This window comes from Pseudomonas arcuscaelestis, from assembly GCF_016881005.1.
In the GTDB taxonomy this organism is placed as follows: domain Bacteria; phylum Pseudomonadota; class Gammaproteobacteria; order Pseudomonadales; family Pseudomonadaceae; genus Aquipseudomonas; species Aquipseudomonas arcuscaelestis.
The window spans coordinates 137,151-150,732 of the sequence record NZ_JACOPV010000012.1; the positions used below are offsets into that span (position 1 = coordinate 137,151).

Sequence of the window (13,582 nt, forward strand, 5' to 3'; positions counted from 1 at the left end):
GTCAGGGAATCAGATCCTGCCACCTTCTGCGACAACCGGCCGCACCCCGAAAATAAAGGGATACAGACGTACGGGGCAATAGAGGCTGGAACCCCGACTGGCCAACATGACAAAATGTCGCGCTATCTCGACAGGCCTCGACCATGAGGCACAACACCCTCCCAAAAGGATGGTTACATGACTGATTTACTGACCCGGCGCCAGGTCATGGCCGGGATCAGCCTGCTGAGCCTTGGTGTTCTGGCAGGTTGCGACCCCCGCTCCGGTGGTGCGCTCGACTTCAAATATGGCAAGGACATGAGCAACAAGATCCTTGGTCGCTCGTTCAAACTCAAGGACACCCAAGGTAACCCGCGCACGTTGTCGAGCTTCTGGGGCTCCATGCCAATGGTGTTCTTCGGCTTTACCCAGTGTCCGGCCGTGTGTCCCACCACGCTGGCGCGTGCTGCGCAAATCAAGAAGATGATGGGCCGCGATGGCGGTTTCCTGCAGGTGGTGTTCATCAGCCTTGACCCTGAGCGCGACACGCCAGAGGTGCTCGATGCCTACGTCAAGGCTTTCGATCCTTCCTTCGTGGCACTGACCGGTACGCTCGAAGAGACTGCCGCCGCCGCCAAGGAATTCGGTGTGTTCTACGAGAAGGTGCCCAGTGGCGACACCTACACCATCTCGCACACCTCTACCAGCTACGTCTTCGATTCCCGTGGCCAACTGCGCCTGGGACTGTCTCATTCACTGACCGCCAAAGAGTGTACGGAAGATTTGCTCACGGTAATGGAGGTATGTTGATGCGTTATCCAGCCCAACCTTTCAAACGCACCTTGGCCGCCCTGGCCCTGATTGGCCTGGCAATGCCGGCCATGGCCGAAACCAGCGTCACCGACGCCTGGGTTCGCGCAACCGTGGCGCACCAGCAATCGACCGGTGCTTTCATGGTGTTGACCGCCAGCACCGACAGCAAACTGGTGGATGTGCAGTCGCCAGTGGCCGAAATTGTTCAGGTGCACGAAATGACCATGCACAACGACGTCATGGGCATGAAACAGGTGCACAGCGTCCATCTACCGGCGGGCAAGGCTGTGAGCCTGGACCCGAACGGTTATCACGTCATGCTTATCAAGCTTAAGCAGCAGATCAAGGAAGGCGAGCAGGTGCCGCTGACGCTTGTGGTCGAAGATGCCAAGGGCCAGAAGCAGACACTCCAAATTCAGGCGCCGGTTCGTGCGTTGAACGCCGAAGCTATGCATGGCGGTCACGACCACATGCATTGATTGCCTGCCGACGGGGCTTATGAAAGCCAGGCTGCTGTCAAGGACGGTAGCCTGGCTTTTTTGTGCCAGCGACTACGTACCGGAATGTGGCTCAAGTTTCCGATGGGCATATCCGTTTGATGGGGTGGCACTACTGGCTGGTTTCGCCTTTACGGCGACCCACTTTTGTCGGGGTGTATGGACTGGACACATGGTGGACACGTGTACGGAGACATAGTTGACACATTATCGCCGGCTATCCATGGCCGTCGCCCCACTACGCAAGGGTTCCATTCGGCCTGCTGAAGGGACGATTTGTGGCGTCTGCACGATTTGTGTAGGGAGAAGCACAGCAACGGCAACGGCAACGGCAACGGCAACGGCAACGGCAACAGCGAGGCGCTGGTGTGGCGCTTTTGATGTTGATCTAGTTTTTCGTACATCGCCAGTTCAGACACCCTGGATCGTCCCTTCAGTAGGCAGAGTGTAGGTATTGCGTAGTCGGGTGCAGGCCATGGATGGCCTGCGAGCACCGTAGGGCCAGGACGGCCCTTCGGTGCGGTCCCGACGGGAGCAATGCCGGAGCGAAGGGACCCGGAGCGCAGCGCAGGGCCGGATACAGGGACAGACGGTTTTGATTCCTTTTGCCAAGACAAAAGGAATGCGCCGTAATGGCGCAAAGGTGACTTGAAACCGCCCACGCCAAGGGATCAGCACCTGGCTGTATGGGTCACCCACTACACAGTTGGCCGACCGCGAGTGAGTACCGGAATGTGGCTCGTGTGTTGATGGGCATATCCATTTGATGCAGTGGCGCTACTGGCTGGTTTCGCCTTTACGGCGACCCACTTTTGTCGGGGCAAAAGTGGGCAAAACCCCCTTGTCCCTGCATCCGGCCCTACGCTGCGCTCCGGGTTCCCTCATTCCACCCTTGCTCCCGCGGGGACCGCGCCGAAGGGCCGTCGCCCCACTCCACAAGGGCTCCATTCGGCCTGCTGAAGGGACGATTTGTGGCGTCTGCACGATTTGTGTAGGTAGAAACACCGCAACGGCAACAGCGAGGCGCTGGTGTGCAGCTTTTGATGTTGATCTGGCGCTTCGTACATCGCCCGCCCAGACACCCTGGATCGTCCCTTCAGTAGGCTGAGTATAGGTATTGCGTAGTCGGGTGCTGCACCTGGCTGTATGGGTCGTCATTCACTTGCAAGCAGGGTTACAACTTGCGGCGTCTGCCGGTGATCATCGACAGCGGCAGGTTTTCCTTCATGCGCAGGCTTTCGAACACGGCAGCGGCGATATGCACACCCACCAGCGCCAATAAGGTGTTGGCCATGTACTCGTGGATATCGCGCGGCAGTTCTTCGCCCCAGAAGTAGTCCACTTCTTCCATCAGAAAGCCGCTAACGCCCAAGCCCAGCATCAATGCCAGCATCAACACCATGACCAGGGCACCGAGCGGTGAATGGCCCAGGCGATGGTAGTCTTCGCCGCTGAGCAGCGCATGCATGTGCCATTTGAGTCGTGCCGGGGTCGGCCAGAAGTCCCGCCAGCGCGCGGCCGGTGTGCCGATAAACCCCCAGATCGTGCGCATCAGCACGATGGCCACCGCGTAATAGCCCAGCCATCGGTGCCAGCCGTCACCCTCTTCGGTGAAGAAGTAGCCGCCCACGAAAGCCAGCACCAGCGACCAGTGGCAGAATCTGACCAGCGGGTCCCATAGGCGCAGGGTTTCGTCGTGCACTTCAGTCGATCTCTTCTTTCACCTTTTTGCCAGTGACCGGATCGAAGTAGATTTCGACTTTGCGCTTGTCTTTGTTCCAGCCGTAGATCTCGTAACAGTTGCCATCGGTGATCTTGAACTTCTTGATCTCGTAGCCCTGCTTTTTCAGCTCTTGCTGGAAGTTGTCCGGGTCTTGCCACTGGACCTTGTCAGCTTTGGAACACTCGGTCTTGGCCAGCGCCAGCGGGCTGGACAACAGCAGTGCAACGAGCAGAAGAGTACGCATGAGAAGCCCTCGTGATGATGAAAACACGTGGCAGCACAGCTATGGGGCCTGCCTCGGTAACGGCGTCAGTTCAGCGAAAACGCGGAAGGGGTCGGTCGACCCTCAGCGAGGTCAGGGTTTTTTTGACCAGTGCTTCGTCAGCTTCCACTGCCTTGAGGCTGGCGCGGATTCTGCCGGCGACCGGTACGTCACCTTGGCGGTCTATCCAGTCGGCAATTTCCTTGCAGGCCGAGGCCAATGTGGCTTGCCGATGATCGATCAAGGTCAACAGAGTGGTGATGTCTTTTTCGGACATGATTCATTCCTCCTATCACGGCGTTCAGTGTAGCAGCGGCCATGGAAACTGCCCTGGTCGTTCAGACCAGCAGCGCGGTTGTGACAGGCCGGGTCCTGGCGTACTATCCTTGCCAGCAAGCGATACTCCGCATACTTATAACCAATTCCTCAGCGCACACGCTTCCACTCATGCCCGATGGGCCTGGGTGCTTCAGGCTGGGCGCAATTTCGCGTTCGGCATCTGCAATCGATCTGGAGTAACACCCCCAACGATGAATACACCCGTGGATGCGCGAGCCGGCAGCTGGCTCAGTGTGATAGCCCTGGCCCTGGCGGCGTTTATTTTCAATACCACCGAGTTTGTGCCGGTGGCGCTGCTCAGCGACATTGGTGCAAGTTTTCAGATGTCCACCGCCCAGGTCGGCTTGATGCTGACGATCTACGCCTGGGTGGTAGCGCTGGCGTCACTGCCGATGATGTTGCTGACGCGCAATATCGAACGGCGCAAGCTGCTGATCATTGTCTTTGTACTGTTTATCGTCAGCCATTTGCTGTCGTGGTTGGCGCAGAGCTTCGCCATTCTGTTGCTCAGTCGTATTGGCATTGCGTTGGCGCATGCCGTGTTCTGGGCTATTACCGCATCCCTTGCGGTACGGGTCGCGCCACCGGGGCAACAGGCCAAGGCACTGGGCTTGCTGGCAACCGGCACGACGCTGGCGATGGTGATGGGCATTCCGCTGGGTCGGGTAGTCGGCGAGGCCTTGGGCTGGCGCATCACTTTCCTGGTGATTGCCGGGGTCGCGTTGGCGACCTTGATTTGCCTGGTCAAGTCGCTGCCGCTGTTGCCGAGCCAGAACTCGGGCTCTCTGCGCAGTGTGCCGGTTCTGTTCAAGCGCCCGGCACTGGTGACCGTGTATGTGTTGGTGGCCCTGGTGATTGCCGCGCAATTCACCGCTTACAGCTATATCGAGCCGTTCGCCTTGAACGTGGCGCAGGTTAGTGGCGAATGCACTACGTTGCTTTTATTGCTGTTTGGTGGCGCAGGCGTGTTCGGGTCGGTGCTGTTCAGCCGTTACAGTGAACGCTTCCCCAGCGGCTTCCTGCTGGCCGCTATTGGCATTCTGGCGACCTGCTTGCTGCTGTTGCTGCCCCTGTCGGGGGACTTCGGCCTGCTCGGCACCTTGAGCATGTTCTGGGGCGTGTCGATCATGTGCTTCAGCTTGGCGTTGCAGTCCAAGGTGTTGCTGCTGGCGTCGGATGCTACCGACGTGGCCATGGCGATGTTTTCCGGCATTTACAATATCGGGATTGGCGCCGGAGCCTTGATCGGTAGCCTGGTCAGCGTGCACATGAGCTTGGCCAATATTGGCCTGGTCGGTGGATCGCTTGCGCTGATCGGTTTGTTGTTGTGCGGGGTAACGACTTATCGCTTCAGCCGCTGCGCCTGAGCGCCTCCCCGCACTGTTGAACAGTGGCTTGAATCAGTGCACTGAATCGAGCGCTTTGATGAACAGCACATTGTTTTCCAGGTGAATGTGCTGCATCAGGTCATCGCGAAACTCCAGCAGGCCACGGTACAAGGCGCGCCAGGTGTTGCAGGCGTCTGCAGGTGGGTTGATGTTGTTGGTCAGCGTCAACAGGATGTCCAGGGCTTCACCGTGCTGGTCGTGCTCCAGGCGCAACACTCTGATGGGTGGTGCGGCGCGCTCACCTACGCCTTGTTGCAGCAGGGGGAAGAGAATTTGTTCTTCCTTGAGCATGTGGCCTTCTAGTTCCTGCTGCATGTCCTGAAGATGGTTGGCCAAGCCGTTGGGGCAGGAGCTGCGTGCGCCATGTACCTGCTCTACACGGCGTGCCAGGCGGATCAGCTCCGGCAATTGTTGACGGTGACGGTCGTGGTAGCGCGAGAGAATGTGCGCGATCAACTCGGCTTCCGGCAATTGGCGCCAGTCTTGTGCGCTGGCACCGCTGTCTTGCAACTTACTCAGGGCTTCGGCGATCAGCGTCGGGTCCAGTTGTTTGCCCAAGGCCGCTTCGCGCAGGGTTTTCTGCCCGCCGCAACAAAAATCCAGGTTGAAGCTGTGAAAAATTCGAGTCGCGCCGGGGATGTCGCAGGCCAGTTGACCGAGGCTTTTTTCGAGAAGTATCTGGCTCATCAGGGTTCCTTGGTAGGGATTGCAAAGGTCACCTTGCTGATTGCATTGCCTGTGCCATTTTTAACTGATTGAAATCATGGCGTTTATTTTTTTCAGTGGTGAAAATCACCCTAGTGAGCCAGGGTATATACAACCACATGAGGTCATTAACACCATGCAACGTGAAAGCTTAACCGCCGATCTGGTTGTCGAGTTGCCCAATGCTGTGCGCCTGCAACGGCTGGTACAGACACTGCGCGAGTACTTCAAATGCGGCGCAGTGGGCCTGTTGCGCCTCGATGACGACAGCTTGCGCCCCGTGGCCACCGTCGGTCTGGCGCACGAGGCGCTTGGGCGGCGCTTTGTCATTGCCCAGCATCCGCGCCTGGCCGCGATCATGGCCTCGCGTGAGCCAACCTGGTTCGAGCCGGACAGCCGCTTGCCCGACCCTTACGACGGGTTGCTCGACACGGCGCTTCATGAGCCCCTGGCGGTACATGACTGCATGGGTGTAAGCCTGTATGTGGAGGGGCAGATCTGGGGCGCGATTACCCTGGATGCGCTTCAGGCCGGGACCTTCGATGATGCTTCGCGCATTGAGCTCAAATGCTGCACGCTGCAGATCGAGGCGGCATTGAGGGTTACCCGGCTGGAACAGGAAAACCGCAGCCTGCGCCTGTCACGAAGCGAGCCTGCCGACCTGCGCATGCCCGTGCAGGAGGGCGAGATTCTTGGTCAGAGCCAAGTCATGCATCAGTTGCTCAATGAGCTGGACGTGCTGGCTGACTCGGAGTTGCCGGTATTGCTGCTGGGTGAAACCGGTGTGGGCAAGGAGCTATTCGCCCGGCGCCTGCACCGTATTTCCCGGCGTAGCCATAAGCCGCTGGTGCAGGTCAATTGCGCCGCTTTGCCAGAGTCGCTGGCTGAAAGCGAGCTGTTCGGTCACGTTAAAGGCGCGTTTTCAGGTGCCAACAGTGACCGCGCCGGGCGCTTCGATGCGGCCAATGGCGGCACGCTGTTTCTCGATGAAGTCGGCGAGTTGCCGCTAAGTGTGCAAGCCAAGCTGCTGCGCACGTTGCAGAACGGTGAGATTCAGCGTCTGGGCGCCGATAAACCGCTGCATGTGAATGTGCGCATCATTGCCGCCACCAATCGGCATCTGCCGGACAGTATTCGCGATGGCCTGTTCCGCGCCGATCTCTACCATCGCCTGTCGGTTTACCCGGTGCCGATTCCGCCGTTGCGCGAGCGTGACAACGATGTCTTGATACTTGCCGGCCAGTTTCTCGAACTCAATCGTACCCGCCTGGGCCTGCGCGGCTTGCGCCTGTCGCCGGCCGCCGAGCGGGCGCTCTTGGCCTACCATTGGCCAGGTAACGTACGCGAGCTTGAGCACGTTATCAGCCGAGCCGCCCTCAAGCAGCTCAGTCGCGGTGGCAGCCGCAGCCTGATCATTACCCTGGAGCCAGAAGTGCTCGATCTCGACACCAGCGTGCCCGCTGCAGCCGATACCGAGCTGCCAGAGCAAGGCCATGTGCCGGGTATGCCGCCACCATCGCTGAGCGAGGCGGTCGATGCCTGCCAGCGCCGTACCATCATTCAGGCGCTGGAACTGAGCGAGAACAATTGGGCCAGCGCCGCACGGTTACTCCACGTCGATCCGAGCAACCTGCATAAACTGGCCAAGCGGCTGCGCTTGAAGTAAGCGTGCGACGTTGATGGCGGTCAAGGTGGGAAGCGGGGCAAGCCAACAGACTGCGCACTCCATCCACCGGAGATCACCGTCATGCCCTTGCCCCTGTCCCTGGCACAGATGCGTCGCAACTACACCCTTGGAGGCCTGCAGGAAGACGCCGCGGCGCACGATCCTTTACAGATGTTCGAGCAATGGCTGATACAGGCACGGGAAACCGAGTGCGCTCCGGTGGAGGCCAACAGTATGCACCTGGCGACTGTCGACAGTCAGGGCCGGCCTCATGGCCGCGTGCTGTTGCTCAAGGGCTTGAGCGCGGAGGGCTTTACCTTCTTCGGCAATTACCAGAGCGCCAAGGGCCAGGAACTGGATGCCAACCCTTGGGCGGCCATGACCTTCTTCTGGCCGGGCCTTGAGCGCCAGGTGCGCATTGAGGGGCAGGTCGAACGGCTTTCAACCCAGCTCAGCGATGAGTATTTCGACTCCCGCCCTGTTGCCAGTCGCCTCGGCGCCTGGGCGTCGCCACAAAGCCAGGTACTCACCAACCGGGCGGCGCTGGAGGAATTGCTGGCGCAAACCATTCGCCGCTTCGTCGACCAACCGCTGCAGCGTCCGCAGCACTGGGGCGGCTACTGCCTGCGGCCTGAACGCATGGAGTTCTGGCAGGGCCGCGCCGATCGTCTGCATGACCGCCTGGACTACCGCCTGCAGGGCGGGGTGTGGCAGCGCAGCCGCCTGGCCCCTTGAACGCCACTTCCGCTAGAGGTACCTCCTTGGAGGAATAGGTTCGCTGGCGGTTTCGGTTCAGGCTTTGGCGCATTCACACTAAGGGAGGGTCCGCACATGGCCCATCTGGCGCAACACACCTTTCAGCCGCTGAACATTGCGGTACTGACCATCAGCGATACACGCAGCTTTGACAACGACACCTCGGGCCAGACGCTGTGCGATTTGTTGCAGACAGCCGGGCATCAGTTGGTTGATCGCGACTTGGTCAAGGACGATATCTACCAGATTCGGGCCACGATTTCGCGCTGGATTGCCGACCCCAAGGTGCAGGTTGTGCTGACCACCGGCGGCACCGGATTTACCGCACGCGACAACACGCCGCAAGCGGTCGAGCCACTGCTCGATAAACACGTGGAAGGCTTTGGTGAGTTGTTCCGTCAGGTTTCGCTGGCGGAAATCGGCATGTCCAGCCTGCAGTCGCGGGCGCTGGCCGGAATGAGCAACGGTGTGCTGGTGTGCTGTGTTCCAGGTTCGCCTGGAGCCTGTCGCACCGCCTGGAACCAGATCCTGCTTGGACAACTCGACAGCCGCACCGGGCCGTGCAATTTCGCCCCGCATCTGAAGGTCCAGGCTGACCAGGTAATCGAGGCCTGTGGGGGCCGCCCATGAGCCATAAAGTATGTGACAGCGGCAAGTTGATGCCGGTCGATCAGGCAATCGCTCACTTGCTCGAACAGGTGCCGCCCCCTCCGGCAGCGCAAAGCGTGTTGTTGGAGAAAGCTTTGGGCCGGGTACTGGCAGTGGATATCCACTCACCGCTCGACCTTCCAGGTTGGGACAACAGCGCGATGGATGGCTTCGCCTTTCGCGCAGTTGATCTTCCTGCTGCGGGTGGTTGCCTGAAGCTGGCCGGGCGCATCGCCGCGGGGCAGGCGGCTACTACGCCGCTGCTGGAGGGGCAGGCCGTGCGCATTTTTACCGGGGCGCCGTTGCCACCGGGCGCCGACACCGTCGTGCCGCAGGAGCTTTGTCGGGTCGAAGACGATCAGGTCTGGCTGCCGGCGGCAAGCCTCGGCGATCACGTGCGCAAGGCGGGCGAGGAAATGCGCAAGGGCTACCTGCTGCTCCAGGCCGGTAAACGCCTGCGTGCCCAGGAGTTGGGCCTGCTGGCTGCTGCCGGGGTGCGTTGGGTGGACGTCTATCGTCCCTTGCGTGTGTGCCTGCTCAGTAGCGGCGATGAGCTGCGTGAACCCGGTCAACCCCTGGCGCCGGGGCAAATCTACAACAGCAATCGCTATTGCCTGTCGGCGCTCTTGCAAGGCTGGGGTGTCGAGGTCCATGACTATGGGGTAATGGCCGATGATCTTTCCGCCAGCTGTCACGCCTTGAGCCTGGCCGCCTCTGAGTGCGATCTGATGCTCAGCTCCGGCGGTGTCTCGGTTGGCGAGGAAGACCACCTCAAACACGCCATCGAGACCTTGGGCAGGCTGGATCTCTGGCGCCTGGCGATTCAACCGGGCAAGCCGCTGGCCTTTGGGCAAGTGGCGGGCAAGCCCTGGATCGGTATGCCTGGCAACCCTGCCGCGGCATTGATCACCGCCCTGATAGTTGTTCGTCCGTTTTTGCTCAGAGCCCAGGGTGTACGTGATGTATCGCCGCGGCCGATGGCCATGCCGGCAGGCTTCGACTGGTTGCAGCGCAATAAGCGCCGGCAGTACCTGCGCGCCCGTTTGACGCTGCAGGAAAATGGCCAGCCGAGTATCCAACTGCACCCGCAGCAAAGCTCGGCGATGCTCGCGGCAGCCTGTTGGGCCGATGGCCTGGCGGTGGTGGAGTGCGAGCAATTGGTCCACGAGCACGACAGTGTGACCTTCCTGTCTTTCGCTGAACTCATGCAGTAATGAGCCTTGATTGCCGTCAAGGCCTGCGCCGTCGGTCTGGCTAGACTGGCGGCGCATTTTCGATTGCACCGGGCCTGCTCGCGTTACGCATCGGAGGCGGGGTCGAGACAAGTTCTTTGATGAGGAGTACCCATGCAACTGGTCTGCCCGGCAGGGAATCTGCCTGCGCTCAAAGCGGCGGTGCGCCAAGGCGCCGATGCTGTCTACGTCGGCTTTCGCGATGACACCAACGCCCGGCACTTTGCCGGACTGAACATGGACGACAAGCAGTTTGACGCCGCCGTCGCCCATATCCGCCAACACCAACGCAAACTCTATGTCGCGGTCAATACCTACCCGCAACCCCAAGGCTGGGAACGATGGCAACGGGCAGTGGATCGCGCCGCCGACTATGGCGTTGATGCGCTGATTGCCGCCGACCCCGGCGTTCTGGGCTATGCCAGCCAGCGCCATCCCAACCTGAACCTGCACCTGTCGGTACAGGGCTCGGCCACCAACGCCAGTGCCCTGGCGTTCTATGCCCAGCACTACAACATCCGCCGGGCGGTGTTGCCGCGCGTACTGTCGCTGGCGCAGGTGCGTCAGGTCGCCGCCAACAGCACAGTACCCATTGAAGTTTTTGCGTTTGGCAGTTTGTGCATCATGGCCGAAGGCCGTTGCCACTTATCGTCGTATATCACCGGTGAGTCACCGAACCTGTGCGGGGTGTGCTCGCCGGCCAAGGCCGTGCGCTGGAGTGAGGACAGCGATGGTTTGAGCGCCCGCCTGAGCGAAGTGCTCATCGATCGTTACAGCCCGCAGGAACCTGCCGGTTATCCGACCTTGTGCAAGGGCCGTTTCCTGGTGGGGGGCAAGCGCTTCCATGCCCTTGAAGAGCCCACCAGTCTGGATACCCTTGATCTGCTGCCGGAGTTGGTGGCCATGGGGGTAGAGGCGGTCAAGATCGAGGGCCGCCAGCGCAGCCCCGCCTACGTCGAACAGGTCACTCAGGTGTGGCGTGCGGCGCTTGATTCTCATCGCCAGGCGCCCGAGCGCTTCGCAGTCAAAGATCAGTGGCGCAAAGTGCTGGCTGGTCTGTCCGAAGGCAGCCAGACCACCCTGGGTGCCTACCATCGATCATGGCAATGAGGGACTGGACATGAAACTCAGCCTGGGACCTGTCCTGTACTACTGGGACAAAGAGCAATTGGGACGTTTCTATTCCGAGATGGCCGGCTTACCGCTGGATGTCATCTACCTGGGTGAAACCGTCTGTTCAAAACGCCGGGCCATGGGCCTGGATCATTGGTTGGGCCTGGCGCGTGAACTGCAAAGCGTCAGTCAGGCGCAGATTGTCCTGTCGAGCCTGACCCTGGTCGAGGCCGCCTCGGAACTCTCCAGCCTGCGGCGCTTGTGCGACAACGGCCAGTTGCTGGTGGAAGCCAACGACATGGGCGCGGTGCAGTTTCTGGCCGAGCGCAAATTGTCCTTCGTCGGCGGCCCGGCGCTCAACCTGTATAACGGTCATGCCCTGGCGCAGATGCAGTCCTGCGGCCTGATTCGTTGGGTGCCGCCAGTGGAATGTTCGGCAGCACTGATTCGCTCGATACTCGATCAGCTCAAGGGGCTGGGACGCGATTTGCCGGAGGTCGAAGTCTTTGCCTATGGGCACTTGCCGCTGGCGTATTCGGCGCGCTGCTTCACTGCGCGTGCCGAGAATCGGCCCAAGGACGACTGCCAGTTCTGCTGCCTGAACTATCCCGATGGCCTGGCCCTGAGTAGCCAGGAGGGTCAGCCACTGTTCACCCTCAACGGCATCCAGACCATGTCGGCCGAGGTCACTAACCTGTTGGCCGACTACGCCGGGCTCACGGCCAGCGGCGCGGACATGTTGCGTTTGAGCCCGCGCGCCGAGGGTATGGTCGAGGTGGTCGAAGCCTTCGATCGTGTGCGCCAGGGTGAAATGCCGCCGCTGCACGTAGAGGGCTGCAATGGTTACTGGCATGGACAGGCAGGAATGCTGCGAGTAGAGGAGGTGGGCCTGTGTTGAATCGAAAGGAATGGCTACTGCGTGGCGCCGACCGGGTGCTTCCACTGATCCGTCGGGTGCCATTTGTGCTGCAGCGCGTAGCATTGCAGCAGGCGCTTAATCGTTGCCTGGCCGAGCCACTGAAGAACGGAGATTTCGATTTGCTGCGTGGGCGCTGGTTGTGCCTGCGTATTCCCGATCTGGATTTGAGCTGGTACGTGACCCGCACCATTTATGGTTTGCAGATAGCCGCGCAAGCCAAGGCCGATGTGACCATTCGCGGCAACTGGCGTGAATTTCTGCTGCTGGCCAGCCGTCAGGAAGATCCTGATACGCTGTTCTTCAGGCGGCGTTTGGTGATTGAAGGGGACACCGAGCTGGGGCTAACCCTGAAAAACCTGATCGACAGCCTCGACCCTGACGTGTTGCCAGTTTGGCTGTGGCGCAATCTGGAGCGGGCGGGCAAGGGCTTGGCCACAGGCTAAGCCGCTCGCGCTCAGACCATGTGATCCGCCAGCAACTGGCGGATCTCGGCGAACACCTCATCGGCCTGCGCCGGGCTGCAATCCTCCCCGTAACGCTTGCGCAGGCCCATTTGGCTGAGGATCAGATGCTGGTCCGCCTGCAGGCCGTGCAGGTGCAGGCAACTGGCGACGCACTCCAGTGGGCAACCATCGAGCGCCAGAATCGGCCGTCCTGAACGGGCCAGATTGACCAGCGCCGGCACCTGCCCACCCACCCCGACAATGCAGGACATCTGTGCCAGACCCTCGCGGTCCAGGCGCAGTGCCACGTCATTGGCCAGTTGCGCAACGTTGGAACAGCCGGAGCAGGAGTACACCAGGGGCAGGGTAGTGCGAGACATGAAGGCTCTCCAGTGGTAGGCCGATCAGACCTGATAGTCGGCCAGCGCATCGTTTGCCAAGATGCGGATGTCGCGACGCTCCATGGCAATCAGGCCGTTCTCCACCAGGCGATGGAGGATGCGTGAAAAGGTTTCCGGCTGGATGCCCAGTTTCGAGGCAACCAGGCGTTTAGACACCTGCAGCAGCACGCGGCCATCCTCCGGGTCCTGTTCCTGCAGCAAGAAGTTGATAACCCGTTGGCTGGCGCTGGCCAGGGTCAAGGTGTCGATGTCCTTGAGCCGTTGATGCAGGTGGATGCTCATACTGGCCAGGATTGCCAGGCACACTTGTGGCTGATCTTCCAGGGCATTGCGGTAGTGGCTGCCTTCGATGCTGACCACCACGCTGTCCTTGAGCGCAGTGGCGCTGACCGGGTAATAGCGGGTCTGGCTGAACAGCAGGGCTTCGGCAAAGGATTGCCCGGGCTGGATGATCTCGACGAGATTCTCCTGGCCCTGGGCGGTGATGCGATACAGCTTGATCTGGCCACTGACCAGAAGAAAGAAACGTTTGGCCGGGTCACCCTGGTGCATGAGGGTGTCGTGGCAACTCAGGCGACGCTGCAAGGCCAAACCACAGACCTGTTCGAAAACGCGTTCGGGCAGGTTGCTGAATAGGTGGTGGCGGCGCAAAAACAGTACAAGGGAAGGGTTGGTCAGCATGGAGTACCTCCTGCCGG

The 13,582-nt window shown here is 60.4% G+C and carries 16 protein-coding genes; 10 read left to right on the forward strand and 6 right to left on the reverse strand.

Features of this window, described 5'->3' with window-relative positions:
• The first annotated feature begins 177 nt into the window (after nt 1-177).
• Together H8F21_RS19310 and H8F21_RS19315 are read left to right on the forward strand one after the other, a co-directional pair.
• On the forward strand, nt 178-789 hold the full coding sequence (locus H8F21_RS19310) for an SCO family protein (protein WP_203478480.1): 612 nt from the start codon (nt 178-180) through the stop codon (nt 787-789).
• Complete coding sequence (locus tag H8F21_RS19315) at nt 789-1,271, forward strand: copper chaperone PCu(A)C (RefSeq protein ID WP_408004400.1); 483 nt, start codon at nt 789-791, stop codon at nt 1,269-1,271. Before H8F21_RS19310 ends, H8F21_RS19315 begins: the two co-directional genes overlap by 1 nt.
• Nucleotides 1,272-2,463: 1,192 nt before the next feature.
• Here H8F21_RS19315 and H8F21_RS19320 read toward each other — a convergent pair.
• The 3 genes from H8F21_RS19320 to H8F21_RS19330 all read right to left on the reverse strand — a co-directional run bounded on the left by H8F21_RS19320 (nt 2,464) and on the right by H8F21_RS19330 (nt 3,551).
• Entirely contained in the window at nt 2,464-2,991 is a 528-nt protein-coding gene (locus tag H8F21_RS19320) for a cytochrome b/b6 domain-containing protein (RefSeq protein ID WP_203478477.1), read from the reverse strand.
• Nucleotide 2,992: 1 nt separating this feature from the next.
• Complete coding sequence (locus tag H8F21_RS19325; RefSeq protein WP_203478475.1) at nt 2,993-3,256, reverse strand: PepSY domain-containing protein; 264 nt, start codon at nt 3,254-3,256, stop codon at nt 2,993-2,995.
• A 70-nt stretch (nt 3,257-3,326) separates the two neighbouring features.
• Nucleotides 3,327-3,551, reverse strand: a complete 225-nt coding sequence (locus tag H8F21_RS19330) for a hypothetical protein (RefSeq protein WP_203478472.1) — start codon at nt 3,549-3,551, stop codon at nt 3,327-3,329.
• Nucleotides 3,552-3,804: 253 nt separating this feature from the next.
• Between H8F21_RS19330 and H8F21_RS19335 the strand changes: the two genes are divergently transcribed.
• Nucleotides 3,805-4,980 carry a sugar transporter gene (locus H8F21_RS19335; protein ID WP_203478470.1) on the forward strand — a complete coding sequence of 392 codons (1,176 nt, stop codon included), beginning with the start codon at nt 3,805-3,807 and terminating at the stop codon, nt 4,978-4,980.
• A 33-nt stretch (nt 4,981-5,013) separates the two neighbouring features.
• Here H8F21_RS19335 and ytfE read toward each other — a convergent pair whose 3' ends face one another.
• Nucleotides 5,014-5,688, reverse strand: coding sequence for an iron-sulfur cluster repair protein YtfE (gene ytfE / locus H8F21_RS19340; protein ID WP_203478468.1), 675 nt, complete (start codon nt 5,686-5,688; stop codon nt 5,014-5,016).
• Nucleotides 5,689-5,842: 154 nt separating this feature from the next.
• On the opposite strand from ytfE, the gene norR reads away from it, so the two are divergent.
• From norR to ubiT, 7 genes are all read left to right on the forward strand, one after another.
• Nucleotides 5,843-7,372, forward strand: a complete 1,530-nt coding sequence (gene norR / locus H8F21_RS19345; protein ID WP_203478466.1) for a nitric oxide reductase transcriptional regulator NorR — start codon at nt 5,843-5,845, stop codon at nt 7,370-7,372.
• A gap of 87 nt (nt 7,373-7,459) precedes the next feature.
• Nucleotides 7,460-8,107 carry a pyridoxamine 5'-phosphate oxidase gene (pdxH, locus tag H8F21_RS19350; protein ID WP_203478632.1) on the forward strand — a complete coding sequence of 216 codons (648 nt, stop codon included), beginning with the start codon at nt 7,460-7,462 and terminating at the stop codon, nt 8,105-8,107.
• 96 nt (nt 8,108-8,203) lie between these two features.
• The gene (gene moaB, locus H8F21_RS19355) at nt 8,204-8,758 is read left to right on the forward strand and encodes a molybdenum cofactor biosynthesis protein B (protein ID WP_203540983.1); all 555 of its coding nucleotides are present in this window, start codon (nt 8,204-8,206) and stop codon (nt 8,756-8,758) included.
• Complete coding sequence (locus H8F21_RS19360) at nt 8,755-9,990, forward strand: molybdopterin molybdotransferase MoeA (RefSeq protein ID WP_203478463.1); 1,236 nt, start codon at nt 8,755-8,757, stop codon at nt 9,988-9,990. The genes moaB and H8F21_RS19360 overlap by 4 nt, the downstream gene beginning before the upstream one ends.
• A 132-nt stretch (nt 9,991-10,122) precedes the next feature.
• Nucleotides 10,123-11,118, forward strand: a complete 996-nt coding sequence (gene ubiU / locus H8F21_RS19365) for a ubiquinone anaerobic biosynthesis protein UbiU (protein ID WP_203478461.1) — start codon at nt 10,123-10,125, stop codon at nt 11,116-11,118.
• Between the two features lie 10 nt (nt 11,119-11,128).
• Nucleotides 11,129-12,019, forward strand: coding sequence for a U32 family peptidase (locus H8F21_RS19370; RefSeq protein WP_203478459.1), 891 nt, complete (start codon nt 11,129-11,131; stop codon nt 12,017-12,019).
• A complete protein-coding gene (gene ubiT, locus H8F21_RS19375; RefSeq protein WP_203478457.1) occupies nt 12,013-12,483 on the forward strand; it encodes a ubiquinone anaerobic biosynthesis accessory factor UbiT in 471 nt (156 codons plus the stop codon). Before H8F21_RS19370 ends, ubiT begins: the two co-directional genes overlap by 7 nt.
• A gap of 11 nt (nt 12,484-12,494) precedes the next feature.
• Here the strand turns inward: ubiT and H8F21_RS19380 are convergent, their stop codons facing one another.
• Nucleotides 12,495-12,863: a putative zinc-binding protein gene (locus H8F21_RS19380; protein WP_203478454.1), complete on the reverse strand. Its 369-nt coding sequence runs from the start codon at nt 12,861-12,863 to the stop codon at nt 12,495-12,497.
• A gap of 24 nt (nt 12,864-12,887) precedes the next feature.
• Nucleotides 12,888-13,565, reverse strand: coding sequence for a Crp/Fnr family transcriptional regulator (locus H8F21_RS19385; RefSeq protein ID WP_136475681.1), 678 nt, complete (start codon nt 13,563-13,565; stop codon nt 12,888-12,890).
• Nucleotides 13,566-13,582: the final 17 nt, after the last annotated feature.